The following is a 23,179-nucleotide window of genomic DNA, read 5'->3' on the forward strand; positions in this document are numbered from 1 at the left end:
ACCCGGCGCTGCGCCCCGGCCAGCTCGACGCGGCGGCCGGCGCGGTGGTCACCCTCGGCACGGTCACCGACGTGGCCGACCCGGACCGGCTCGGGCGGGTCCGGCTCAGCCTGCCCGCCTACGGGGACCTCGACGCGGGCTGGCTGGCCGTGCTCTGCCCCGGCGCCGGGGCCGGCAAGGGGATCGTGGCGCTGCCCGACCCGGACGACACCGTGCTGGTGGCGCTGCCCGGGGGCGAGCCGGTCTCCGGGATCGTCCTCGGCTCGCTCTTCGGCGGGGTCGAGCCGTACGACGCGGGCATCGCCGACGGGAGGTCCGGCCGGTGGTCGGTGCGCACCGGCAGCGGCCAGACGATCGTGGTCGACGACGCGGCCCGCAGCCTGCGGCTCTGCACCGACACCGGCAGCTTCCTGGAGCTGACCCCGGAGCTGGCCACCCTGCACGCCGCCACCGACCTGGTGCTCTCCGCGCCCGGGAAGGCGATGGTGGTGCGGGCCCGCAGCGTCGACTTCCTGCACGCCGAGGAGACCGAGGACGCGCCGACCGCGCGGGAGCGGGCCGCCGCGCTCGCCCGGCAGAGTTCAGGAGGCGGCTGATGCGCTGGATCCACCTGGAGTCCGTGATCACCTGCGACCACGACGGGCGGGTGACCAACCGGGCGTCGCAGCGCTGGGTGACCGTCACCGGCGTACCGGTGCTGGTCGACGACGACCCGCAGGGGCGCGACATCGTGGCCTGCCCGAACTACGGGCCGACGGTCAAGCCGTGCGCGAAGACGCTGCCGGTGCGGGTCGGCTACAGCGACTGGCTGCGCGTCGACGGGCAGCGGATCGTCCTGTCGCACCTGGACGGGCTCACCGACGGCACCCCACCCGGCCTGGTCCACCACACCGTCCGCGACCCGCGGCAGACCCTGGTGGAGGCGGACCGATGAGGGCCTTCCGCTTCGTGGGTGCCGGCTTCGACGCCGGCCGCACCGGTGGCCTGGCGTTGACCGCCGCCGGCGGCCTGGCGATGACCGAGGGCGACGAGACGGTACGCCAGGCGTTGTACCTGCTGCTCTCCACCACCCCCGGCGAGCGGCTGATGCGCCCCGGGTACGGCTCCCGGCTGCACCGGCTGGTCTTCGCGCCCAACGACGACACCACCGCCGGCCTGGCCATCCACTACGTACGTCAGGCGATCCGGCGCTGGGAGCCGCGGGTCGAGGTGATCGACGTCGACGCCGGGCCGGACCCGGACGACCCCTGGCGGCTGGTGATCCGGCTCGACTACCGGGTCCGGGCCAGCCTCTCCCCCGGCCAGCTGGTCTTCTCCGTCGACCTGCTCCCCGACGACGAGGAGACCGGCGGGCCGGGCCACGACCACGCCGAGGGAGACCCGTCATGACGCTGCCCGTGCCGCACCTGGACGACCGCGCCTTCCTCGACCTCGTCGCCGAGGCCCGGGAGCGGATCCGGCAGTCCTGCCCGGCCTGGACCGACCTCTCCGCGCACGACCCGGGAATCGCGCTGGTGGAGGCGTTCGCGCACCTCACCGAGGTGATGATCTACCGGCTGAACCAGCTGCCGGAGAAGGCGTACGTGCAGTTTTTGAACCTGCTCGGGGTGGCCCGGCACGCTCCGTCGGCGGCCTGGGCGGACGTGCGCTTCACCCGTACCGGCGGCGACCACGGCGCGGTGCGCATCCCGGCCGGCACCCGGGTCGCCGCGGCCCGGGGTGCCGACCCGCGACCGGTCGTCTTCGTCACCACCGAGCCGGCCAGGCTGGCCGCCGGGCAGGCCGAGGTGACGGTGCGGATGCACCACTGCGAGCCGGTCGAGGCGGAACTGCTCGGCACCGGCACCGGAGCGCCGGGGCAGGTGCTGCGCGCCGCCCGGGCGCCGCTGGCGCGCACGGCGGAGCCGCTGGACCTGCTGCTCGGGGTGGAGGTGCCGCCCGGCTCGGTGGAGCTGGGCGCGGCCGCCCGGGAGCACGAGGGGCGCACGTACGAGATCTGGCGGCCGGTGGACAGCTTCGCCGGCGTCGGCCCGCAGGCCAAGGTGTACCTGGTGGACCGCTGCTCCGGGGTGGTCACCTTCGCCCCCGCGCTGGACCTGCGCCCGACCGGCGACGGCCCGGCCGGGCCGGGCGAGGCGGCGACCGGGGCGGCGGCGAGCGGGGCGGCCGGCTCCGGGCTGGTGACGGTGGCCGCGGTGCCGCCGGCCGGGGCGGGCGTCCGGCTCTGGTACCGCGCCGGCGGCGGGCGGACCGGCAACGTCGCCGCCGGCACGCTGACCAGCCTGCGCGACCCGCTGCCCGGGGTCCGGGCGGCGAACCCGGAGCCGGCCGCCGGCGGGCGGGACATGGAGACGCTGGACTCGGCGCTGGCCCGCGGGCCGTACGAGTTCTTCGCCCAGCAGCGGGCGGTGACCGCGCGGGACTTCGAGATCCTCGCCGCCGGAGCCGGCGCGGTGGCCCGGGCCCGGGCGTTCACCCGGGCGGCGGTCTACAGCTTCGCCCGCCCCGGCGAGGTCGAGGTGGTGCTGGTGCCGTACGTGCCGGACGAGGCCCGGCCCGGCGGGCGGCTGCCGGTGTCGGTGCTGCGCGAGCACGAGGTGGAGGAGGCGCGCCGTCGCGTCGAGGCGGACCTGGACCGCCGCCGCGCCCTCGGCACGAGCTGCCGGGCCGGCTGGGCCCGGTACAAGGCGGTCTCCATCCGGGCCCGGGTGGTGGTGCGCCGGGAGGAGGACGCCGAGGCGGTGCGGCGGCGCATCCACGACCGGCTGCACCAGACGCTCAGCCCGCTGCCCACCGCGCTGAACCCGGCCGGCTGGGCGTTCGGCGAACCGCTGCGCGCGTCCAACGTGTACCGGATGCTGGAGCACGCCGAGCCGGGCGTCCGGTACGTGGAGTCGGTGCGCTTCGAGGTCGACGAGGCCCCCGACGCCGAGGTACGCACCCTCGCCGTCGACCAGTACCAGGCCCGCACCTGGTACGCCGGGCGGGGCGAGGTGCTGTTCCGCTCCACCAACGCGGGCGCGGGCTGGGAGCCGGCCGGCCGCTTCGAGGGCGAGACGGTGGTGCGGGTGTGTCCGGCCCCCGCCCCGGTACGCCCCGGCGTGACGGCCCGTCCCGGCTCGGTGGCGGCGGTGACGGTGCGCGCGGCCGGTGGCTCCCGGGTGCACCTGAGCACCGACCTCGGTGAGAACTGGTCGCTGGTGACCGACCTGGACTCCCGCATCTCCGACGTGGCCTGGATCGACCGGGACGGCGCGGGCGCGCTGCTGCTGGCCACCGACACCGGCCTGTACGAGGTCTCCCTGCTGCCCGGCTCGGTGCCGTTGCAGATCCTGGTCGACCCGGCCGACGCCGACCGGGGCTTCTACGCCGTACGCGCCTTCGTCTCCGAGCGGGGCGCGCCGGGGGTGGCGGTCGCCGCGCAGGCCGGGTTCGGCGTCTACCTCTCCACCGCCGCCGGCCGCCCGGGCAGCTTCGCGCACGCAGGCCTGGCCAACGTGGACAACCGCGTCCTCGCCGTGCAGTACGACGGCCCGGCCACCCTGCTCTGGGCGGGTGCCGGCGAGCCCGACCCGAAGAAGCCCGGGCAGGGCTGCCACCGCACCCGGCTGTTCGAGTCGGACGTGAAGTGGCAGTCGGTGCAGGCCGGCTGGATCGGCGGCACCTGCCGCGACCTGGCCTTCGCCGGCACCCTGGCGCTGGCCGCCACGCAGAGCGGCGGGGTGGTCCGGCTGGACACCCTGGCCGCGCAGCCGCAGTGGCAGCCGGTGATGGTCAACTGCGGCCTGCCGCTGCGCGACCGGTCCCGCTTCGTGCCGGTCGACGCGATCGCCGCCACCGGCGGGACCGACCGGCTGATCCTGGCCGGCGGTGAACGCGGGGTGTATCGCAGCGGCGACGCCGCCGACTGGACGCCCAGCGCCAACCAGGCCACCGCCGACGTGGTGACCGTTCCCGACACCTGGCTGCTCTGCTCCGGCGAGCACGACATCGAGGTGGTGCGGCAGGATGCGCCGAGCGGCGATTGAGCGGTTGCTGCCCGCGGCGTACCAGCGGGCCAGCGTCCCCGGCAGCGTGCTCTTCGCGCTGCTGGAGGTGATGGAGGCGCTGCACGCCCCGGACGAGGCGGTGCTCGCCGACGTCGACGCGCTGTTCGGCCCGTACCGGGCCCCGGACGGCTTCGTCGCCTACCTGACCCGGTGGGTGGCGATGGACCACGTGCTCGCCTCGCCCCGCGCGGACGCGCCGGCCGAGCTGCCGGTGGGGCGGCTGCGGGACCTGGTGGCGCACGGCGCGCACCTGGCCCGGTGGCGGGGCACCCCGTACGGGATGCGCAGCGCCCTGGAACTGGCCACCGGGGTCACCGGGTTCGTCCTGGACGAACCGGTCGACCGGCCGTTCCACCTGGTGGTCCGGGTGCCGCCGGCCGCCGCCGACCGGCTCGCCGTGATCGCCCGGATCGTGGCGGCGGAGAAGCCGGCGGCGGTGACCGCCGAGGTCGTCCTGCTCGGCGACGCCGGCCCGAACCGGGATCCGCCCGTCGAGCCGGAGCCGGGCCACCCGGCCGACCCCGGCCCGCCCGTCGATTCCCCGCCGCCGCCCGTCGGCCCGGCGGTCGGCCGGGCCTCCGTTCCGCCCCCACGCACCCTTCCACCTCCGGGACCGTCCGCAGAGGAGCCGTCATGACCACCGAATGGGCCGTCGTCGCCGCCGCCGAGCAGTTCACCCTCGACACCGGCAACCACGGCGAACTCACCTTCACCGTCTCCAACCCCGGCGCGGCCCCGGACACCGTGGTCTTCGACGTCGCCCCCGGCGAGGGGAGCCAGCGCTCCTGGTTCAGCGTCGCCGAGCCGCAGCGGGTGGTGCCCGGCCAGGGGTCGGTCTCCTTCCTGGTCCGCCTCGCCGTGCCGCCCGGCACCGCGCCCCGCCGCTACGACATGACCGGCTTCGCGTACTCGGCGAACACCGCGCCCGAGGAGAGCTCCCGCTCCAGCGGCCGGGTGACGTACGAGGTCCGCGCCGTCGCGCCGCCGCGGCGCGCGCCGTGGCCGTGGATCGCCGCGGCGGTGGCGCTGGTGGTGCTGGTCGGGGCGGTGGTGGGCTGGCTGGTGACCCGGCCCGACGACGCCCCCGCCCCCGGCGAGCCGCAGGTGGTCACCCTGGAGGCGGAGAGCCTGGTGCCGCAGGCGAAGGTGGAGTCGCCCACCGGCAGCGCGGCGAAGGTGGTGGCCCAGCCGAACTGCTGCGGGGTCACCTGGTCGCAGGACCGGCAGCTGTTCTTCCAGGGCCTGGCGGTCGGCGACCAGGTCACGGTGACCGTCGACCTGCCGAAGGACGCGGTGTGGCGTTTCTCCGCCGCCCGCACCACCTCGTTCGACTACGCCAACACCATCTTCCAGATCGACGGCGTCCAGGTCGGCGGGACCTTTCTCGGCTTCACCCCCAAGGTGGTCCGCACCGACTTCGAGGACGTCGGCACGCTGCGGCTCGGCCGGGGACCGCACCAGGTGACCCTGGTGGCGGTCAGCAAGACGCAGGCCTTCGACCGGTACTTCGCCGGGGTCGACCAGATCCGGTTCACCGAGGTCGGCGGGGCGGCGGCGGCCCGGCCATGAGCGGGAGGCGCAAGCTGCTGCTGGCGGGGCTGGGCGCCCTGCTGGTGCTGCTCTTCGTGGTGGCCGTCGGCGTGGGTCGCGGCGACCGGGGCGGCCCGGACGACGACGGCGCCGTCCGCCGGCTGGGCCGGCTGTTCGGCGACAGCGCCACGGTCGACCCGGCGACGGTGCGGGCCGGCTGCGAGCGCACCGGGGACACCCTCACCGTGGTCGGCGACTGCGTGCTGCGGGTCGACGACCCGGACGGGCTGCGCACCCTGGTGCTGCGCAGCCCCGCCCGGTTCCGGGTCACCGCCCCGGCGCCCCGCGACGCCGGCTTCACGGTGGACGACGAGGTGCAGCCGGGCGAGGACGGCACGGCGGTGGCAAAGGTCGCCGTCGACCGGCCCACCGAGATCACCGTCGGCTGTGCGGGAGGTGCGGCGTGCGCGGTCACCATCGGATCCTGACCCGGTGGCCGTGGGCGGCCCCGGGCAGCCGGGCCGCAGCGCTCCCGCGGGCCTCGGCACCGTACGCCGCCACGCGCCGGACGGCGGACGGCCTGCCGTGGCGCGCCGGCCCGACCCGCGAGGAGGCCCGCCATGGGTGAGCTGCGCAAGCCGTTCCTGCTGCTGGCGCTGCTGGCGGTCGCGCTGGTGGTCGGGGTGGAGCTGGGCGCGTCGCTGCTCACCGGCGGCGGGGACGCGAGCGGCGCGCTGCGGGCCGGCGCGCAGGACCTGGGGGTGGACGTCGGCGAGGTGGGCCGGGTCGACGAGCCGTCCGGGCGGGGCACCGGCTACCTGGCGCTGATCGACGTGGTGGCGCTCTGGACGACGGGGCTGTTCTGCCTGAGCCTGGTGCTGCCGGACCGGGTCCAGGGGCGGGTGCAGGGCGTGGCGACCCTGGTCTTCTCGATCGTGCTGATCCTGGTGTCGCTGCTGATGCTGGTGCTCGCCTTCGTGGAGCTGTCCATCATGGTCTCGCTGTTCCTGGCGGCACCCTTCGGCACGCTGGCGTACCTGGCGCTGTGGGGCTTCTTCCCGGTCGGCGAGGCGAGCCTGCTGCTCGGCCTGGTGCTGCTGCTCAAGCTGGTCTGGGTGGTGCTGCTGCTGCTCGCCCAGCCCCGCTTCCTGCAGAACAAGGGGCTGGTGCTGCTGGCGCTCACCACGCTGCTCTGCACGGTGCTGCTGGAGTTCCTGCACAACCTGGTGCCGGTCGTCGTGGTGAGCATCCTCGACGACGTGGGCGCGCTGGTCTTCGCGGTGGTCGCGATCGTCTGGGGCCTGGTCCTGCTGATCGGCTCCATTCCCGCGATCGTCAAGGCCGTCCGGGTGACGGCCGCCCTCCCCACCCGCTGACCGGCCCTAGGATCGACGTCATGCGTGTCCTCGTGGTCTCCGCGCCGCTGGTCGGCCACGTCTTCCCGCTCGTGCCGCTCGCCGCCGCGCTGCGCGACGCCGGCCACGAGGTGCTGCTCGCCACCGGGGGCGGTGGCCTCGCCGTCGAGGGCGCCGGCCTGCCGGTGCGGGACGTCGCGCCCGGGTTCGACCTCGGCCGGATCGCCCTGCCCATCATGCTGCGCCACCCGCTGATCGCCCGCGCCGAGTTGGCCGGCACCGCCGGCACCCGCGGCGCCGGCCTGCTCTTCGGCGCCCTCAACGACCAGCTCACCGACCGGGTGGTCGCGCTGGCCACCGAGTGGCGACCGGACCTGGTGCTGCACGAGCCGTTCGCGGTGGCCGGCGCGGTGGCCGCCGCCCGGCTGGGCGTGCCGGCGGTCCGCCAGGAGAACGCCCTCTTCGACGGCCGGGACCTGGTCCGCGCCACCACCGCCCGGCTCGGCGGCGCGCTGCGCCGGCACGGCCTGACCGAGCTGCCGCCGCCCGCCGCCGCTCTGGCCGTCGCCCCGCCCAGCGTGACCCACCAGGACGGCTGGCCGATGCGGTACGCCTCCTACGTCGGCGGCGGTGAGCTGCCGGACTGGTTGCGCGAGCCGGGCGCGCGGCCCCGGGTCCTGGTCAGCCGCAGCACCCTGACCGGCCCGGGCGACGAGGGGCCGATGCCCGCAGTGGTGGCGGCCGCCGCCCAGGTGGACGCGGAGTTCGTGCTGGTCCGGCCGGACCGCCGGTCGGCCCGCGCGCTGCCCGGCAACGTCCGGGTGGTCGACTGGATCCCCCTCGACGCGGCCCTGCCGGCGAGCGCGGCCCTGGTCCATCACGGCGGGGCGGGCAGCGTCCTCGGCGCCCTCGTCGCCGGGCTGCCACAGCTGGCCACGGTGGGGGCGGGCGACCGGCGGCACAACGCCGAGCTGGTGGCCCGCCGCGGCGCCGGCCTGGCGCTGCGCCCCCGGGACATCACCGCCGAGACGCTGACCCGGCTGGTGACCGACGCCGACCTGCGGACCGCGGCCGGTCAGGTCAGCCGGGAGATCGCCGCGATGCCGGCGCCGGCGGAGCTGGTGCCCCGGCTGGCCGCGCTGGTCTGACGCCGCCCCGGTGCCGCCCAGCCGCCCGAGGTGGTGTGGGGCGGTTCAGCCGAGCGCGACCGCCAACAGGTCGGTGACGACGGCGGGACTCGTCGCCTCGCAGTTGCTCAGCACCAGGACCCGGTGGTTCGTGTCGGGGAGGCAGGCGTCGAAGGCGCGGAATCCGGCGTTCTCCCCGGAGTGGTGAAACCAGGCCCTGCCCTCCCACGAGCCGAGGAACCAGCCGTATCCGTACCCGTCTGCGTCCTCCCGGCCGCCGGTCCGTGCCTGCTCGGTCAGCATGAGCTTCCGGTACCGCTCGCCGAGCAGCCGCCCGGCCCGTAGGCCGTCGATCCAGGCGAGCAGATCCCGGGCGGTGGACCAGATGTCGCCGGTCCCCATCCCCAGGACGTCCAGCTCCCAGGACGGGACCGGCCGGCCGTCCCGGTCGTGTCCACGAGCGACGTCCGCCCGGTCCGCCGGGAGACCGGCGAAGGTGTCCGCCATCTGCAGCGGCGCGAAGACCGTGCGCGTGAGCAGGTCGCGGAACTGCTCGTCGGCGGCTCGTTGTGCCACGTGCGCCAGCAGTACGTATCCCGGACTGCTGTAGTGCCAGCCCGCGCCGGGTGGGAACAGCGGCGCAACCGAATGGAACGTCTCCAGCAGGTCGGCCGGCTCCACCCGGCGGGCGAGGTCGATCATGGGGTAGTCGTGCCAGTGCCCCAGCCCGGAGGTGTGGCTGAGCAGGTGGTGCAGCGTGATGCCGTGCCACGACGGCGGGCATCCGCCGATCCAGCGCCCGATCGGGTCGTCCAGGCGCAGTGCGCTCCGTTCGGCCAGCAGCAGGACGGCTGCTGCGGTGAACTGTTTGCTCAGCGACGCGATCTGGAACCGGGTACGCGGGGTGCAGTCGTCGGAGGTGACCTCCGCGATCGTGGTGTCGCCGGCCACGGCGAGCATCGAGCCTCGGATCTGCGGGACGGTGGACATCTGCCGACCCTAAGGCCTCTTGCTGCTCCGCTGCCGTCCCGCGGCGGCGGCGACGGTGGCCCGGCCGAGCCGGGGTGGGGTCAGCGGACGTGGTCGCGGTAGCCGGCGATCGCGGCGGCGAGCACCTGCTCGCCGGGGCGGGACCAGAGGTCGGCCTGGAAGACCTCCACCTCGACCGGGCCGGTGTAGCCGGCCGCGTCGACCGCCTCGCGCAGCCGGCGCAGCTCGACGCAGCCCTCCCCCGGCAGCGCCCGGCCGAGCAGCACGCCCTCGGGCAGCGGGGTCACCCAGTCCGCCACCTGGAACGCGGCGATCCGCGCGCCGGCCCGGGCGATCTGGTCGTGGACGCTGTCGTCCCACCAGACGTGGTACGTGTCGACCACCACGCCCACCACGGCCGGGTCGAATTGCTCGGCGATGTCGAGGGCCTGCCCGAGCGTGGCGACCACGCACCGGTCGGCGCAGAACATCGGGTGCAGCGGCTCGATGGCCAGCCGCACCCCCGCGGCGGCGGCCTCCGGTGCGAGTGCGCCGACGGCGTCGGCGACCATCCGCCGGGCCCCGTCGAGGTCGCGGCTGCCGGGCGGCAGTCCGCCGGAGACCAGCACCAGTTCACCGGTGCCCAGGGCGGCGGCCTCCTCGATGGCCCGCCGGTTCTCGTCGTACCAGCCCGGGGCGGTGAAGAAGCCACCCCGGCACAGCGAGGTGACGGTCAGCCCGGCGTCGCGGACCAGCCGGGCCGCCCGGTCCAGGCCGTACTCGGCGACCGGCTCGCGCCAGAGCCCGATCCCGGGTACGCCGGCCGCCGCGCAGCCAGCGACGACCTCGGCCAGCGGCCAGTGCTTCGCGGTGGCCTGGTTGAAGGAGAACCGCTCCAGCCCGGCGGCCGGCACCACCCGCCCGCCGACGCCGGCCCCTTGCGCGGTCACTGGGCCACCCCCGCCACGGTGAAGAAGGCCCGCGCCCGCGCGGCGGCCGCCTCGGCATCGGGCAGCAGCCCCGCGGCGTCGGCGAGGACGAGCAGCCGGGCCAGGTACGCCGGTGAGCGTCCGGCCTGCTGCCCGGCCACCATGGTGAAGTGTTCCTGGTGCCCGGCCAGCCAGGCGAGGAAGACGATGCCGGTCTTGTAGTGCCAGGTGGGGGCGGCGAACAGGTGCCGGGCCAGCGGCAGGGTGGGCGCGAACGCCGCGTCGTACGCGGCGAGGTCGCCCCGGTCCAGGGCGGTCAGCGCGGCGGCGGCGGCCGGGGCGATGGCGGCGAAGACGCCGAGCAGCGCGTCGGAGTGCCCCTGCTCGTCGCCGCGGATCAGCTCCGGGTAGTGGAAGTCGTCGCCGGTGTAGAGGCGTACCCCGGCGGGCAGCCGGCGGCGCAGCGCGACCTCCCGGCCGGCGTCGAGCAGGGAGACCTTGATGCCGTCGATCCGCCGCTGGTGGTCCTTGATCAGGTGCAGCACCGTCTCGGTGGCCTCGTCCAGGTCGGTCGAGCCCCAGTAGCCGGCCAGCGCCGGGTCGAACATGTCGCCGAGCCAGTGCAGCACGACGGGCTCGTCGGCCTCGGCCAGCACCTCGCCGTACACCCGCAGGTAGTCGTCGGGGCCGCGGGCGGCGGCCGCCAGGTGCCGGCTGCACATCAGCACGGCCCGGGCGCCCGCGTCGACGGTGGCGGCGAGCTGCTCGGCGTACGCCCGGCGGATGTCGGGCAGGGTGGCGGGCCCCGGTGGGAGCTGGTCGGTGGCGACCCCGGCGACGATCCGGCCGCCGACCGCCCGGGCCTCGGCAGCGCTGCGCCGGATCAGCTCGCGGGTGGCCGGGTGATCGAGTCCCATGCCGCGCTGGGCGGTGTCCATCGCCTCGGCCACCCCGAGCCCGTACGACCACAGGTGCCGCCGGAAGGCCAGGGTGGACTCCCAGTCGACGGCGGCCGGGGCGCCCGGCACGTTCTCCGCTGCCGGGTCGGCGACCACGTGCGCCGCCGCGTACGCCACCCGGCTGGTCGCCGGGCCGCTCGGGCGGGCGAACCCGGCGCCCCCGCGCAGCCGGTACGCCCCGACGCCCGGCAGCCGGACGGTGCCGCTCACCGGGTCAGCTCCGGCACCTCGACGCGGCAGCCCTCGCGGGCCGAGCGGAGCCCCAGCTCGGCGAGCTGCACGCCGCGCGCTCCGGCGAGGAAGTCCCAGGCGAACGGCGCGCCGGTGACGACGTGCCGCAGAAACGCCTCCCACTGCACCTTGAAGCCGTTGTCGAAGTCCTCGTTGTCCGGCACCTCGGTCCACTGGGCGCGGAAGTCCTCGGTGGCCGGCAGGTCGGGGTTCCACACCGGCTTCGGGGTCACCGCCCGGTGCTGGACGCGGCAGCGGCGCAGCCCGGCGACGGCGCTGCCGGCGGTGCCGTCGACGTGGAACTCGACCAGTTCGTCGCGGTGCACCCGGGTGCACCAGGAGGAGTTGAGCGCGGCGACGATCCCGCCGTCGAGTTCGAAGATGCCGTACGCGGCGTCGTCGGCGGTGGCCGGGTACGACCGGCCGGTCTCGTCGACCCGCTCGGGGATGTGGGTGGCGGCGAGACAGGTGACCGCCCGGATCGGGGCGAAGAGTTCCTCCAGCACGTACTGCCAGTGCGGGAACATGTCCATGACGATGCCGCCGCCGTCCTCGGCCCGGTAGTTCCAGGAGGGCCGCTGGGCGGGCTGCCAGTCGCCCTCGAAGACCCAGTAGCCGAACTCGCCGCGCACGGAGAGGATCCGGCCGAAGAAGCCGCCGTCGATCAGCCGCTTGAGCTTGCGCAGGCCGGGCAGGAAGAGCTTGTCCTGCACGACGCCGGTGCGGACGCCGGCCGCGTCGGCGGCGCGGACGAGTTCCAGCGCGGCCACGCTGGACTCGGCGAGGGGCTTCTCGGTGTAGATGTGCTTGCCGGCCTCGATCGCCTGCCGGATGGCCTTCTCCCGCTGCTGGGTGACCTGGGCGTCGAAGTAGATCTCGACGTCGTCGCGGGCCAGCGCGGCGGCGAGGTCGGTGGTCCAGTCGGTGAGCCCGTGCCGCTCGGCGACGGCGCGCAGGCGGCCCTCGTCCCGGCCGACCAGGACCGGCTCGGGCCAGATCCGGGTGCCGTCGGGCAGCGGCAGGCCGCCCTGCTCGCGGAGGGCCAGCAGGGACCGGACCAGATGCTGGCGGTACCCCATCCGACCGGTGACGCCGTTGACGATGATGCCGATCGACCTTCGGGTCATGGTCGTCCTTCCGTCGAGACAGCTCAGGCAAGCGCTTTCCTGGCAGCGTAGGGGTCCGCTCGGCATGCGGGCAAGGGCTTTCCTGACACCCGTGCGGTAGCCTTTGCCCGACCGCGGGGCGCGGGACCGGGGGCGGGCAGGTTTCGGGGGTGGCCATTGGCGACGCTGGCCGACGTCGCCCGCCGCGCGGGCGTCTCCCCCGCCACCGCCTCCCGGGTGATCAACGGCAGCAGCAAGCCGGTCGCCGACGAGCTCCGTGAACGGGTGCTGCGCGCCGTCGCCGACCTGCGCTACGTCCCGAACGCGCACGCCCAGCTGCTGGCCCGGCCGCAGCGCAGCGTGGTCGGCGTGGTGGTGCACGACGTCTCCGACCCGTACTTCGCCGAGGTGACCCGGGGCCTGCAACGGGTGGCCACCGACCGGGGCCGGCTGGTGATCATCTGCAACAGCTACCGCGATCCGGAGCGGGAGCTGGAGTACGTCGAGATGCTGCGGGGCCAGCAGGTCGCCGCGATCGTGCTGGCCGGCTCGGGCTACCACGACCCCGACTTCACCGCCCGGCTCACCGAGAAGCTGGCCGCGTACGAGGCGACCGGCGGCCGGGTGGCCGTGATCGGCCGGCACGAGCACCCCGGCGACGCGGTGATGCCGGCCAACACCGACGGCGCGCGCCTGCTCGGCGCGGAACTGCGCCGGCTGGGTCACCGCCGGGTCGGCGTGATCGCCGGCCCCCGGGAGCTGACCACCACCAGCGACCGCCTCGCCGGCGTCGCCGAGGGGCTGGCCGACACGCTGCCGGCGCAGCGGGTCCGCTACGCCGACTTCACCCGCGACGGCGGCGCCCGCGCCGCGGCCGAGCTGCTGGACGCCGTACCGGGGCTGACCGCGCTGGCCGCGCTCAACGACTCGATGGCGGTCGGCGCGCTGACCCTGCTGCGCGCCCGGGGGGTCCGGGTCCCCGGCGAGGTCTCCGTCGTCGGTTTCGACGACATGCCGGTCGCCGCCGACGTCACGCCCGCGCTGACCACCGTCCGGCTCCCCCTGGTCGAGCTGGGCGCCCGCGCGATGACCCTGGCCCTGGAACCGGCCGTCGACCGTCCCCGGGTCGAGGTGCTTCCCGCCGAACTCGTCCGCCGCGACAGCCTCGGCCCCGCCCCCGCCTGACCGTCCCCGAAGCGGCGTGAGCCGTCGCGTACACGACGGCCGGGGCGGGCCGGTAGTGAAGATCGGCTATAAGTGGTCCATGGAGTTCCCGCCGTACCTCGCGACCATGCCGATGCACGCGATCACCGAGATCCACGGCGAACCCGGCCTGCTGGAGCGGTTCCGCCTGGAGATCCGGGCGTTCGACCCGGCGCAGCGGGACCGCCTCACCGCCGCCCTCGACCTCGCTGCGGACCTGCACCGCGACGACCGGCGGGTGCGCGAGCCGTACCTCAACCACCTGCTGCGGGTGGCGATCCGGATGATGCACCACTACGAGGTGCGCGACGTGGACGTCATCGTCGCCGGGCTGCTGCACGACGCGGTGGAGGACCACCCGGACGAGCTGGCCGGGCCCGGCGCCGCGGATCCGACGGCGGCGGCGCTGGCCGCGCTGGCCGCGCGCTTCGGTCCGCGGGTCGCCCGGCTGGTCGGTGCGGTCACCAACCCGGAGTACGACCCCGACCGCGACCGCAACGCCCAGTACCGCGAGCACGTGGCGGCCAGCCTGGACCGGGAGCCGTGGGCGCGGGTGATCAAGATGTCGGACTTCACCGACAACGGGGTGGGCGTGGTCTACACCATCGGGCCGAAGGTGGCCCGGTCGGCGGCGAAGTACCGGCCGCTGGTGCCGGTCTTCCGCGACCTGATCAGCCGGCCGGACACGCCGCTGTCGGCGCCGGTGAAGCGGCACATCTTCGCCCAGCTGGCCTTGGCCGAGGAGCGGTTCAGCGCGATCCTCGACCAGCCCAACTAGGAGGCCCGCAACGGTCGATGACGTGCCGGTGCCGCCGTCCGGTCGGACGGCGGTCCATGCACGGGTGGATGGACCGCCGTCGGTGAAGCGACGGCGTCCTCCGCTGCGCCCGCTCCACCTACCGCCGGGTCAGCCGAGCACGCTGATCGACGAGTGGGACCCGGCCGCGCCGAGAACGGTGCCCTGGAAGGGAGCGGGGCGGTCCGGGTCGCTGACCAGGCGGACCGACAGGTAGTCCGGCACGCCGGACAGGTGCAGCGCCCAGCGCATGCCCAGCGCGCCGATCCAGCTCGCGCCGCCACCGTTGCGCTGGAACGAGCAGCCGTCGATGTTCACCACGTCGGCCTCGACGAAGAAGCCGGCCGAGTACCGGTCGGTGGTGCCGACGCCGGTGGAGTCGGCGGTGCATCCGGAGAGTGTGGCGGCGCGGCCGGACACCTCGAACCCGCAGCCGTAGGTGTCCTGCGCCTCGCAGCCGACGATGGTCGCCCGCGACGACGCGACCTTGAAGGCGGGGCCGGGCGCCGTCCCGCTACCCGTCCCGTACGCCTTGCAGCCCCACATCTTGGTGTTGCCGCCGCCGATCAGGTAGCCGCCCGCGTCGCCGCCCTGGGCGGAGCAGCCGCTGACGAAGCCGTCCGACGACTGCAGGTTGTACGCCCAGCCGCCCGCCTTCTCCACCCGGCAGTCGGTCAGCTTGTACTCGCGCTGCCCGCCCGGGTACGCGCCACCGAGGTAGATGCCGTCGGAGGTGGTGTTCGCGACGAACACCCGGCACAGCCAGGGCGCCGGGTCCGGGCCGTACTGGGTGGGCTTGGTGGCGATCTGGAGGTTCACCCCGTTGGCCGCCAGGTTCACCGCGTCGAGCCCGATGTCCCGGATGCACATCCGGGTGGCGGTGCCGGTGACCATCGCGCCGCCGGTGAAGCCGCTGGCCGCCTTCAGCAGCGTCGACAGCGGACCGGCGCCGACCAGGGTCTGCTTGTCCAGCAGCACGATCGGCGCCTTGACGTAGTAGGTGCCGGCCGCCACGAAGACCGCCCCCTGCGGGCCGACCGCGTTCAGGGCCGTGTTGATCGCCCCCTGGGCACCGGTGGTGGTGTTCACCTCCCAGGTGGCGCCGGAGCCGGCCGGGCCGACCCACGGCAGGCCGCTGGTGGTGGCCGCCTCGGCGGCCGACGCCCCACCGACGAACGGCGCGGCGACCGCCGCGGTCGCGGCCACGGCCGTGCCCCGCAGCAGTGCCCGACGGCCCGTGTTCTTCTCCTGCACGTGTCCTCCTCGGATCGCGACACCTCGCGCGTCGACCCGGTCCGCCGTACGGGCGGTCGGGCGCGGAGGACGGACACCGACCGGGAGACCGCGCGCGGCGGCCACCCGGCGACGGACGGCGCCCCCGTACGGGTCTCCCCGCAACGCTCGTCAGTGCCTGGCGCAGGCCAGCATGGACGGTCAGATCGACCGTGTCCACTGCCGGGATCGGATTCTCGCCGAGGGCGCGCGGGCCGCCGGTACGGGGCAGCGCGGCGGTCCGCCCAACCATAGAATGGGCGCTCGGCTCGATCATGGCCGCTTCCCCGGGGATGACACGATGTCCGGCATGGACTGGATGCCGTTGCTCAGCACGGGAGCGGGCGCCCTCATCGCGCTCTCCGGCAGCTTCCTCGTCGACCTGCGCCGGGGGCGCGACGCCCGGGACCGGGACCGGGACCTCGACCGGTGGCGCACCTGCATCGACTTCGCACTCGCCCTGGGCACCGCGCACAGCATGCTGCGGAACACGCCCGCCGGTGACCGCGCGGCGACCAAACAGGCGATGACCGAGTCCGGGGCGTACCAGGAACGGGAGCGCCTGCTGATGTCCGGCACGCCGGAGCTGGTGGTGGCGGGCGAGGACGCGTTCCACCGGCTGGTCGACATGCAACGGCTGATCCGCGCCGGGGAGGACGTGCGCACCGCCGACGGGCACGAGGCGTACCACCGGTTCGCCGAGTCGCTGTGGCGGTTCCGGATGGTGGTGCGCCGGCACTTCGGGCACCGGGCGATCGACCCGGGGACGCTGGAGCGCAAGGACTGGTCCGAGCGGAACGAATGCGTGTACTGCGGCGCCGCCTGATCGGTCAGGAATCGAGAAGCGCCGCCTCCCGGGCCGCATCTAGCGTGATCGGCATGGACATCACCATCAACACCACCGTTCTGCCGCACGTCGACCCGGGCGCCTCGCTGGCCTTTTACCGTGACGTTCTGGGTTTCGAGGTCCGCAGCGACGTCGGGCAGGGCACGATGCGGTGGATCACCGTCGGCCCCGCCGGGCAGCCGGACGTGTCGATCCTGCTGGCGCCGCCGGCGGCCGACCCGGGGGTGACCGAGGCCGAGCGGCGCACCATCGCCGAGATGATGGCCAAGGGCACCTACGGCTGGATCCTGCTGGCCACCCCCGACCTCGACGGCACCTTCGACAAACTGCAGGCCGGCGATGCCGAGGTCGTGCAGGAGCCCACCGAGCAGCCGTACGGCATCCGCGACTGCGCCTTCCGCGACCCCGCGGGCAACCTGATCCGCATCCGCGAACTCCGCTGACCAGTCCGGCCATCGGTTCGGCCCGGAGCGCCGGGCCTGCTCGACCGGCCCGCCGACTCGGCAGGGCGTCACCGTCGTCGAGCCCCTCCCCGCCTGCTCGGCAGGTGGCCCGGGTGCTCGCCGACCTCGATGAGAGGAGTTTCTCCATGTGTCACCCGTCGTGGGGCCGCGCACTCGCCGCGGCGCAGCGCCTGCGTGACCTGGCGCTGCTGCGCCGTGTGCGTGACCGGATCGACCGGGAGTACGTGCAGCCGCTGGACGTCGAGGCGCTCGCGCGGGGCGTGAACATGTCGGCCGGGCACCTGAGCCGTCAGTTCCGGGCGGCGTACGGGGAGTCGCCGTACGCGTACCTGATGACCCGGCGCATCGAGCGGGCGATGGCGCTGCTGCGCCGGGGTGACCTCAGCGTGACCGAGGTGTGCTTCGCGGTCGGCTGCGCGTCGCTGGGCACCTTCAGCACCCGTTTCACCGAGCTGGTCGGCATGCCACCCAGCGTCTACCGCGACCAGGCGGCGAGCGCGACGGCGGGCCTGCCGCCGTGCGTCGCCAAACAGGTCACCAGACCGGTCAGGCACCGAGAAGCGCCGGTCGCCGAGCTGCACCTGGCGTGCTGACAATGGCATCGATGGAAGGGATCTCCACGAAGTGGCTGGAGGAAGCATGACGAGCGCGCCGGCGCGAGGGCTCGAGGAGAGGCTGCGCGACACTCGCGCCACACTGGAGCGGGAGGTAGATCTCTGGGTCGCGACCTCGGGCTCCCCGGGCGGCGTGCACCTCATCCCGCTCTCGTACCTCTGGGACGGGACCGCGTTCCTCATCTCGACGCCGCGCGCCTCGGTCACCGGCCGCAACCTGCTGGCGGACGCCCGGGTGCGCCTCAGCCTCGGGCCGACCCGCGACGTCGTCATCGTCGACGGCCCCGCCGAGCCGGTGGAGATCGCCGATCTCGGCCCGGAAACGGGCGACGCCTTCGCGACCAGGACCGGTTTCGACCCGCGCGAGCTCGACGAGCCCTACCAGTACTTCCTGATCCGGCCGCGGCGCATCCAGGCCTGGCGGGAGGCGAACGAGCTGTCGGGCCGCGTCCTCATGCGTGACGGCCGCTGGCTCGGCTGACCGCCGCCCGACAGCTCGGGTACCCGGGCGCCGTCGGCCCTTGGCGGTCCTCTGCGCAACTCACGGCCCGCCCCACCCCGTCCCGCTGGAGGGGCCGGCCCGTGCTCGTACGCTCCGGGATGTCGATGTGGTCCCGGAGCAGAGTCTCTCCGATCCACGGCATTTGTCGGATTGTCTGCATGTCACGCTTCCGGCCGGCACGACTGCCGCGAAGGCGACGGCCTGCTTGTTAGCGTGCGGTGAACACGTTCATCGACGCGTCGACGACGACGAGTTTCCGCTGTTGAGCGCGGTATCGCGCCCCCGGCTACCAGGGGGACGACATGACGGACACCTCCAGCACCAATCCACCTGCCGGACGGGGTCGACGGGGACTGCGGGGGCTGAACCTGACCTGGGAGGCGACCGTTCGGACTGGACTGTGGGTGAGGAGGCGCTGGGAGCAGCTTGTCGTGGGGTTGCAGGACGCCGAGCCAGGCCTGGACACCGCGCGCGAGCCAGCGGGTCAGACGTGCTGCGGCGAAGCTCTCCCGCACCCTGCCGGCGACGCAGGCCGGGAAGCTCGAGGTGACGCTGCAGGACGAGATAGCCAGGCAGGGCCGGTGGACCGCCGGGCGAGCAGGCGCCGTGGTCACCTGCGTCCCCGAGATCTCGGTCGAGCTGGACGAGCAGGTGCTGGAACTCCTCCGACCGCACGGCGAAGAAATGATCAAGATTGAGCGCGAGTACGACGTACACCGGCGGCGGGCCGAGGCTGCCGAGCGAATCTGCCGGCAGTGGATCACGGTGATGGAGCTGTTCGTCGACAGCCCTGCGGCTGAAACCTGTGGGCAGGAGGTCAAGGACGATCTGATCAGTGCCGTACAGCAGGTCAAGCGGGACGCCGAGGCGGCCGCGGAGTGGACCAGGAGAATGCGGACGACCGGCCCCGTCAACGCCGACCTGCTCCATCCGCACACCTGGTTCGACCATCCCGCCGCACCGGCGCGGGACGGGGGGCCGGCGAACGGCCGGCCCGAGGCGGCGGTCGACACGCCGAAAGCTGACGGCGATCAGGCGGCAGCTGCGGATTCGGGCAGCAGCCCGACCCGGTGATGCTCATCCATCAATTGGCCGGCGGTTCCGAGGTATCAGATGCGAGGGTGGGCGTCCTCGATTCGTTCAGCCTTGACGTACATCAGGAATTCAGTCTGATCCACGGCCGGCAGCGCACGGAACGCGGCGTAGGCAACGCTTCGCGAGTGCGCGGTCTCGGCAGCGAGGAGTCCGATGATCGCGGCCCAGGAAAGTGAGACCAGGTGGAAGACACGATCGTCGCGCAGCGCCGGAAGCCTGCTCAGGTCGCCCAGGCGCGTTACCGCGTCGTCGTCGCTGGCGGCGCGATCGACGAGCTCGAAAACGGCCTTGCCCCGGTACGGCCCGCCCCGCCGGACCAGCTCTGTCAGCTCCTCGTTGGACATCTGCCGCACCGGCGGCGCCGGCCTGTGTGGTGGGGGCGGGGCGGTCATGCGACTCCTGATCGCCGAGGGACTCCGCGGGTCTGATCTCCTGCTGGCCTCGGCAGCAGGATCAGGGACCGGCCAGTGAGTGGGGATCAGCCCGCGACGGTCCCCGTCGTGGGTTTCCCCGTCCACGCCCACATCTCCAGGGCGCGCCGGTCGACCAGCGTGATGTCGAGCTGCCGGGCCAACTGGATGCCGTCTCCTGCGGTGAAGAAGCTGTTCGTCACGAGCATGCAGATCTCGCCACCGTGGATGTCCCGGCAGGTGCCGGCGAACCGCTGGATCGCGGCACTGCCCACCCGGTTGTTGATGCTCTGCCGCTTGCACTGCACCACGACGCGGCGGCCGTCGGGAGCGATCGCCATGACGTCCGCTCCCCGGTCGCCGGCGCCGCCGCACACCTTCACCTGCCGAAACCCGGACGCGACCAGGATCCGCGCGAACCACTGCTCGAACTCGGGTCCGCTCATCGTGTCGGTCACCTCGATCAGCCTGTCCCGCTGGGCCTGCTCGGCCCGCTCGCGGGCACGCTGCTTCGACACGACAAGGCCCACCGCGACGACCCCTGCAACGACGAGGCACGCCAGGAAGGCCGACCAGTACGGATGCCGCTGCACGAAATCGACGACCATCCCGAGCACCACGAGGACGGCGACGGCACCCGGCAACAGAGCCCAGCCGTTGGCCGACCTGCCGCCACCGGACAAGCGGCGCACCGTCGATCTCCGCCGCACACTGCCGGGGCGCCGCCTACGGTAGTGCGCCCGAACCCGAGCTCCGTTCTTCCTGGTGTGTGACCTCACGTACGGCACGAGGCACCTCCCGGATCGAGGGAGGCTCGGTCTCGCGCCCGGGTCCGACAATCGACGCGCACGAGCGTCGATTGTCAGGTACCCGTCACTGAGACCGAGGTGGCCAACCAGTTTGCGCGCGGCGCCGGTCAGGCAGCGACTGCAGGGAACACTACGAGCGATCCGTCGCCGCTTCGTTCGATCTCGATCGCAACGTCAGCTTGGTGGACTCCCGCGCTCAGGCCATCACCCAAGGCGCGAAGGCGATATGCGGCCTTGAGCAGGTCGTCGACCTCGCCCTGGGTGAACATGATGCTCCGGAAACCCCCGGGACGCCTCAATTCGAGAGTCGACAGTCGAAGCAGCACCGAGTTGATGCCCGACTCCAGCTCGTCGATACGACGCTCGTCGTCCTGCAAGGTGCCGATGAAGCTCTTGAACGGGTTATTCGTTTCCACCGATTGCGCGTGTTCAACTGCTTGAAGCACGAGCACTCGGCGTTTGAGAGAAATGGCGAGTCGTGCAAACTCCACGTGTGCGCGGAATGCACCGCATTCCTCGTCGATGCCGGGGAACGCCTTCGTCAGTGCACCGATCTCAACCTGGTCGTCGGGCAGCGCAGCTAGCGCATCCTGCCACTTGATGAGCCGACGCTTGGTCCGCTCAATCGCCGTGTTGATCGCGTACGACGAGGAATCCAGTCCTAACGACAGGCCGATCCTGCCCTGGTCGAGGAGAACCGACGTCGCCTTGTCGATCGCGTCACGACAACCGTCCAACTCGCTGCGTTCGTTCTCGAGTTTGTCTTCGTGCAACTGCTCCAGGAGGTCGGTGATGCGCTCGATCGCTTCCTGGCGTTGGTGATCGGCGTAAGCACTGACGCCGACCGCGACGGCCATCAGCACAAGTGGCGCGGCCACTGTCAACGCTCCGGCGCTGGCCACGGCGACACCGGCTGTGGTGGCCGAGCCGGTTGCCGCACCTGCAACAGCGGCCTTGCCACCAACGGGCACAAACGTGGCACCGGCTGCGATGCGGCCGGTGGAATTTACGAACGTGCCGCGAATACCTCCTGCGACCGCCTTCGAAGCCATGGGCCGGAAAAGTCCTTTACCGACCTGTGCGGCGACCTTCGCCGGTACCACCATCCGGTAGAGCACTTCACCGGTAGCGGCGACGTTCAGCGTCGGAGGCGCTGACTTCGCTGTCTGGGTTACGAGGTGCGACAACTGTTGAGCGAGCGGACTGGCTGCATGAAGCGGAATCCCGCCGTTCCGGTCGCGTTTGATCGAGATCGGATGCGCTTCCAGCGTGGCGATGGGGGAATCTGCAAGTGTTGCCAGGACCGTTCTCAGTTCTACGAGCCGAGCCGGTGTCATGCCCCCATCGCCCAGCACGTCCGGCACGCTCACGGCCTCCGTAGCGAGCGTCCATACCGGCACGGGTGCCTTGTTATCAGTGGTCACGCCTTGTCCCTTTCCAAACTGACATCACCATGGGCGGCGGTAGCGACACCGGCGTCGGGCTGTCGGCCGATCGTCAGCGCAGCCGTCCAATGCGGAGTGCCCTCACCCGGTAGCAAGATGACGTGGTTGTCGCCGCAGATGGCCGACCATGCCCGGTCCCTGCATCTCGATACGCCCAGAACGGGCGTCGCAACGATTCCGCGCGCCGCGAGGCGGTGGCGGTATTCGAGGACCTGACCGAGGCCCAGCCGAAGCTGCTCGACCTCGTTGTCCCCGACCACGCTCTTCACCTCGGCGATGAACTGCCGCCCGTCGATGTCCCGCCAGGCCAGATCCACCGGTACGCCGTGCAGCCCTGCCCCGACCCGGAGACCCTCCGCGGCGAGGTGGTCGATCAGTGCCTCACACAGCCGATCGTGCTCACTCACCCCGGCCCGGTAGGCGTCCGCGTCGAACGACCGCTGCGTCGGCAGGTCGGACGACACCGCCGATGCCGCGTACTCCCGGTCGAAGCCCCGCTCCCCGCCGACCTCGGCGGGCGCCGCACCGGCGAGCAGGGTCTCGGCGGCCTGCCAGGCACGGCCGGCGACCTCGGGCCGGTACCGGCTCTCGAACGAGAACGGGCCGGCCGCCACCCAGGCGTTGAGCATCCGGGCGGCGGCCACGACCGGCGGCTGTCGGAGCAACCACATCGCCGTGTCGATGTCCGGGCAGGTGAGGAGCATCTTCTCCTCGGCGAGCGTCTTCGTGCGGTCTTCCAGCATCTCGATGCCGCGCCGTCCCCACTCCTCCAGGTCCACCGCACCCGCGTCCATCGCAAGCCCGATCGGCGCGGCTGCCACCCGCAGCCACACCTCCTCGCCGAACTCGTACACCCCGAGGGTTTCCAGCACTCCGACGGTCAGCCGCAGCAGCGGACCGTGGCCCCCGTTCACCTGCGACAGCAGCCAGTGCCTGCCGGCGGTCGGTGCCGCCTCGGGCATTGTCATCCGGGCCACCCATCCGGCCAGCGCCCACGCCGCGCGCTGCGGCTCGTCCAGCCCTTCGGTCCAGGCACCGTCGAGGACAGCCGGCGGTGGGTCGAGCGGCGCCGGCTCCGGGTCGGCGAACACCCACGCCGCGAGGTCGGCCGGCTGGGTGAGCTGCCACAGCCGGGACCGGCGGGCCGCCAGGATCCCGGTCAGCTCCGCGACGTCGTCCGCCGACCACAAGCCGGTCGGCACCGACTCGGCCGTCATGCCTTGGCCTTACGACCGCGGATCGCCTTAGGACGGTGGAAAGCGCCGACGAACTCCGGCCTCTGGAGCAGGGCGTAAGTCTTGCGGGCGGCCTCGGAGAGGCGCACCTCCTCGACCGATTCGGCCTGCTCCCGGAGGTCCTTTTCCAGGTTCTTGACCTGCTTCTGCAGGTCGGACAAGAGCAGCTTCCGGTCGATCACGCGACGACTCTAGTCGTCCCGTTGATGGGACGGAGGTACCTGTAAGGTCC

Annotated in this window: 26 protein-coding genes; 16 read left to right on the plus strand and 10 right to left on the minus strand. The window is 73.4% G+C overall.

Translation table 11 applies throughout. From position 1 onward, the window contains the following. From ACSNN7_RS20465 to ACSNN7_RS20505, 9 genes are all read left to right on the plus strand, one after another. On the plus strand, positions 1-596 hold a 596-nt coding region (locus ACSNN7_RS20465), incomplete at its 5' end, for a phage baseplate assembly protein V (protein ID WP_436682519.1). After that, positions 596-934: a hypothetical protein gene (locus ACSNN7_RS20470; protein WP_436682520.1), complete on the plus strand. Its 339-nt coding sequence runs from the start codon at positions 596-598 to the stop codon at positions 932-934. The genes ACSNN7_RS20465 and ACSNN7_RS20470, both read left to right, overlap by 1 nt. Next, positions 931-1,389, plus strand: coding sequence for a GPW/gp25 family protein (locus ACSNN7_RS20475; RefSeq protein WP_436682522.1), 459 nt, complete (start codon positions 931-933; stop codon positions 1,387-1,389). Before ACSNN7_RS20470 ends, ACSNN7_RS20475 begins: the two co-directional genes overlap by 4 nt. Continuing rightward, positions 1,386-4,028, plus strand: coding sequence for a putative baseplate assembly protein (locus ACSNN7_RS20480; protein WP_436682524.1), 2,643 nt, complete (start codon positions 1,386-1,388; stop codon positions 4,026-4,028). Before ACSNN7_RS20475 ends, ACSNN7_RS20480 begins: the two co-directional genes overlap by 4 nt. Continuing rightward, positions 4,009-4,686, plus strand: coding sequence for a phage tail protein (locus ACSNN7_RS20485; protein ID WP_436682526.1), 678 nt, complete (start codon positions 4,009-4,011; stop codon positions 4,684-4,686). The genes ACSNN7_RS20480 and ACSNN7_RS20485 overlap by 20 nt, the downstream gene beginning before the upstream one ends. Continuing rightward, complete coding sequence (locus ACSNN7_RS20490; protein WP_436682528.1) at positions 4,683-5,618, plus strand: hypothetical protein; 936 nt, start codon at positions 4,683-4,685, stop codon at positions 5,616-5,618. The genes ACSNN7_RS20485 and ACSNN7_RS20490 overlap by 4 nt, the downstream gene beginning before the upstream one ends. Further along, entirely contained in the window at positions 5,615-6,067 is a 453-nt protein-coding gene (locus ACSNN7_RS20495) for a hypothetical protein (protein WP_436682529.1), read from the plus strand. Before ACSNN7_RS20490 ends, ACSNN7_RS20495 begins: the two co-directional genes overlap by 4 nt. A 132-nt stretch (positions 6,068-6,199) precedes the next feature. Beyond that, the gene (locus tag ACSNN7_RS20500; protein ID WP_436682530.1) at positions 6,200-6,955 is read left to right on the plus strand and encodes a hypothetical protein; all 756 of its coding nucleotides are present in this window, start codon (positions 6,200-6,202) and stop codon (positions 6,953-6,955) included. 20 nt (positions 6,956-6,975) lie between these two features. Further along, the gene (locus ACSNN7_RS20505) at positions 6,976-8,082 is read left to right on the plus strand and encodes a nucleotide disphospho-sugar-binding domain-containing protein (RefSeq protein WP_436682531.1); all 1,107 of its coding nucleotides are present in this window, start codon (positions 6,976-6,978) and stop codon (positions 8,080-8,082) included. A gap of 45 nt (positions 8,083-8,127) precedes the next feature. Here ACSNN7_RS20505 and ACSNN7_RS20510 read toward each other — a convergent pair whose 3' ends face one another. The 4 genes from ACSNN7_RS20510 to ACSNN7_RS20525 all read right to left on the minus strand — a co-directional run bounded on the left by ACSNN7_RS20510 (position 8,128) and on the right by ACSNN7_RS20525 (position 12,276). Next, a complete protein-coding gene (locus ACSNN7_RS20510; protein WP_436682561.1) occupies positions 8,128-9,021 on the minus strand; it encodes a serine hydrolase domain-containing protein in 894 nt (297 codons plus the stop codon). 110 nt (positions 9,022-9,131) lie between these two features. Then, complete coding sequence (locus tag ACSNN7_RS20515) at positions 9,132-9,929, minus strand: sugar phosphate isomerase/epimerase family protein (protein WP_436682562.1); 798 nt, start codon at positions 9,927-9,929, stop codon at positions 9,132-9,134. Positions 9,930-9,976: 47 nt separating this feature from the next. After that, on the minus strand, positions 9,977-11,128 hold the full coding sequence (locus ACSNN7_RS20520; RefSeq protein ID WP_436682533.1) for a dihydrodipicolinate synthase family protein: 1,152 nt from the start codon (positions 11,126-11,128) through the stop codon (positions 9,977-9,979). Continuing rightward, positions 11,125-12,276 (minus strand): Gfo/Idh/MocA family protein, encoded by a 1,152-nt coding sequence (locus ACSNN7_RS20525; protein ID WP_436682534.1) that lies wholly within the window; start codon positions 12,274-12,276, stop codon positions 11,125-11,127. The genes ACSNN7_RS20520 and ACSNN7_RS20525 overlap by 4 nt, the downstream gene beginning before the upstream one ends. 156 nt (positions 12,277-12,432) lie before the next feature. On the opposite strand from ACSNN7_RS20525, the gene ACSNN7_RS20530 reads away from it, so the two are divergent. Further along, on the plus strand, positions 12,433-13,440 hold the full coding sequence (locus tag ACSNN7_RS20530) for a LacI family DNA-binding transcriptional regulator (protein ID WP_436682536.1): 1,008 nt from the start codon (positions 12,433-12,435) through the stop codon (positions 13,438-13,440). Positions 13,441-13,519: 79 nt separating this feature from the next. Further along, a complete protein-coding gene (locus tag ACSNN7_RS20535) occupies positions 13,520-14,236 on the plus strand; it encodes an HD domain-containing protein (protein WP_436682537.1) in 717 nt (238 codons plus the stop codon). 129 nt (positions 14,237-14,365) lie between these two features. Here ACSNN7_RS20535 and ACSNN7_RS20540 read toward each other — a convergent pair whose 3' ends face one another. After that, a complete protein-coding gene (locus ACSNN7_RS20540; RefSeq protein ID WP_436682539.1) occupies positions 14,366-15,508 on the minus strand; it encodes a right-handed parallel beta-helix repeat-containing protein in 1,143 nt (380 codons plus the stop codon). 319 nt (positions 15,509-15,827) lie between these two features. Between ACSNN7_RS20540 and ACSNN7_RS20545 the strand changes: the two genes are divergently transcribed. From ACSNN7_RS20545 to ACSNN7_RS20565, 5 genes are all read left to right on the plus strand, one after another. Then, on the plus strand, positions 15,828-16,352 hold the full coding sequence (locus tag ACSNN7_RS20545) for a hypothetical protein (protein ID WP_436682540.1): 525 nt from the start codon (positions 15,828-15,830) through the stop codon (positions 16,350-16,352). Between the two features lie 53 nt (positions 16,353-16,405). Beyond that, positions 16,406-16,816 carry a VOC family protein gene (locus tag ACSNN7_RS20550; RefSeq protein WP_436682541.1) on the plus strand — a complete coding sequence of 137 codons (411 nt, stop codon included), beginning with the start codon at positions 16,406-16,408 and terminating at the stop codon, positions 16,814-16,816. 146 nt (positions 16,817-16,962) lie between these two features. Further along, entirely contained in the window at positions 16,963-17,430 is a 468-nt protein-coding gene (locus ACSNN7_RS20555; RefSeq protein ID WP_436682542.1) for a helix-turn-helix transcriptional regulator, read from the plus strand. Between the two features lie 46 nt (positions 17,431-17,476). Then, on the plus strand, positions 17,477-17,932 hold the full coding sequence (locus ACSNN7_RS20560; RefSeq protein WP_436682544.1) for a pyridoxamine 5'-phosphate oxidase family protein: 456 nt from the start codon (positions 17,477-17,479) through the stop codon (positions 17,930-17,932). A 567-nt stretch (positions 17,933-18,499) separates the two neighbouring features. After that, entirely contained in the window at positions 18,500-19,027 is a 528-nt protein-coding gene (locus ACSNN7_RS20565; protein ID WP_436682545.1) for a hypothetical protein, read from the plus strand. Positions 19,028-19,062: 35 nt separating this feature from the next. Here the strand turns inward: ACSNN7_RS20565 and ACSNN7_RS20570 are convergent, their stop codons facing one another. The 5 genes from ACSNN7_RS20570 to ACSNN7_RS20590 all read right to left on the minus strand — a co-directional run bounded on the left by ACSNN7_RS20570 (position 19,063) and on the right by ACSNN7_RS20590 (position 23,129). Continuing rightward, positions 19,063-19,392, minus strand: a complete 330-nt coding sequence (locus tag ACSNN7_RS20570; RefSeq protein WP_436682546.1) for a hypothetical protein — start codon at positions 19,390-19,392, stop codon at positions 19,063-19,065. 134 nt (positions 19,393-19,526) lie between these two features. Then, complete coding sequence (locus ACSNN7_RS20575) at positions 19,527-20,150, minus strand: restriction endonuclease (RefSeq protein WP_436682548.1); 624 nt, start codon at positions 20,148-20,150, stop codon at positions 19,527-19,529. Positions 20,151-20,374: 224 nt separating this feature from the next. After that, complete coding sequence (locus ACSNN7_RS20580) at positions 20,375-21,691, minus strand: hypothetical protein (RefSeq protein WP_436682549.1); 1,317 nt, start codon at positions 21,689-21,691, stop codon at positions 20,375-20,377. Next, the gene (locus tag ACSNN7_RS20585; RefSeq protein WP_436682550.1) at positions 21,688-22,929 is read right to left on the minus strand and encodes a hypothetical protein; all 1,242 of its coding nucleotides are present in this window, start codon (positions 22,927-22,929) and stop codon (positions 21,688-21,690) included. Before ACSNN7_RS20585 ends, ACSNN7_RS20580 begins: the two co-directional genes overlap by 4 nt. Then, complete coding sequence (locus ACSNN7_RS20590; protein WP_436682552.1) at positions 22,926-23,129, minus strand: hypothetical protein; 204 nt, start codon at positions 23,127-23,129, stop codon at positions 22,926-22,928. The genes ACSNN7_RS20585 and ACSNN7_RS20590 overlap by 4 nt, the downstream gene beginning before the upstream one ends. Between the last annotated feature and the right edge of the window lie 50 nt (positions 23,130-23,179).

The organism is Micromonospora sp. URMC 105 (genome assembly GCF_051386295.1).
Classification (GTDB): Bacteria; Actinomycetota; Actinomycetes; order Mycobacteriales; family Micromonosporaceae; genus Micromonospora.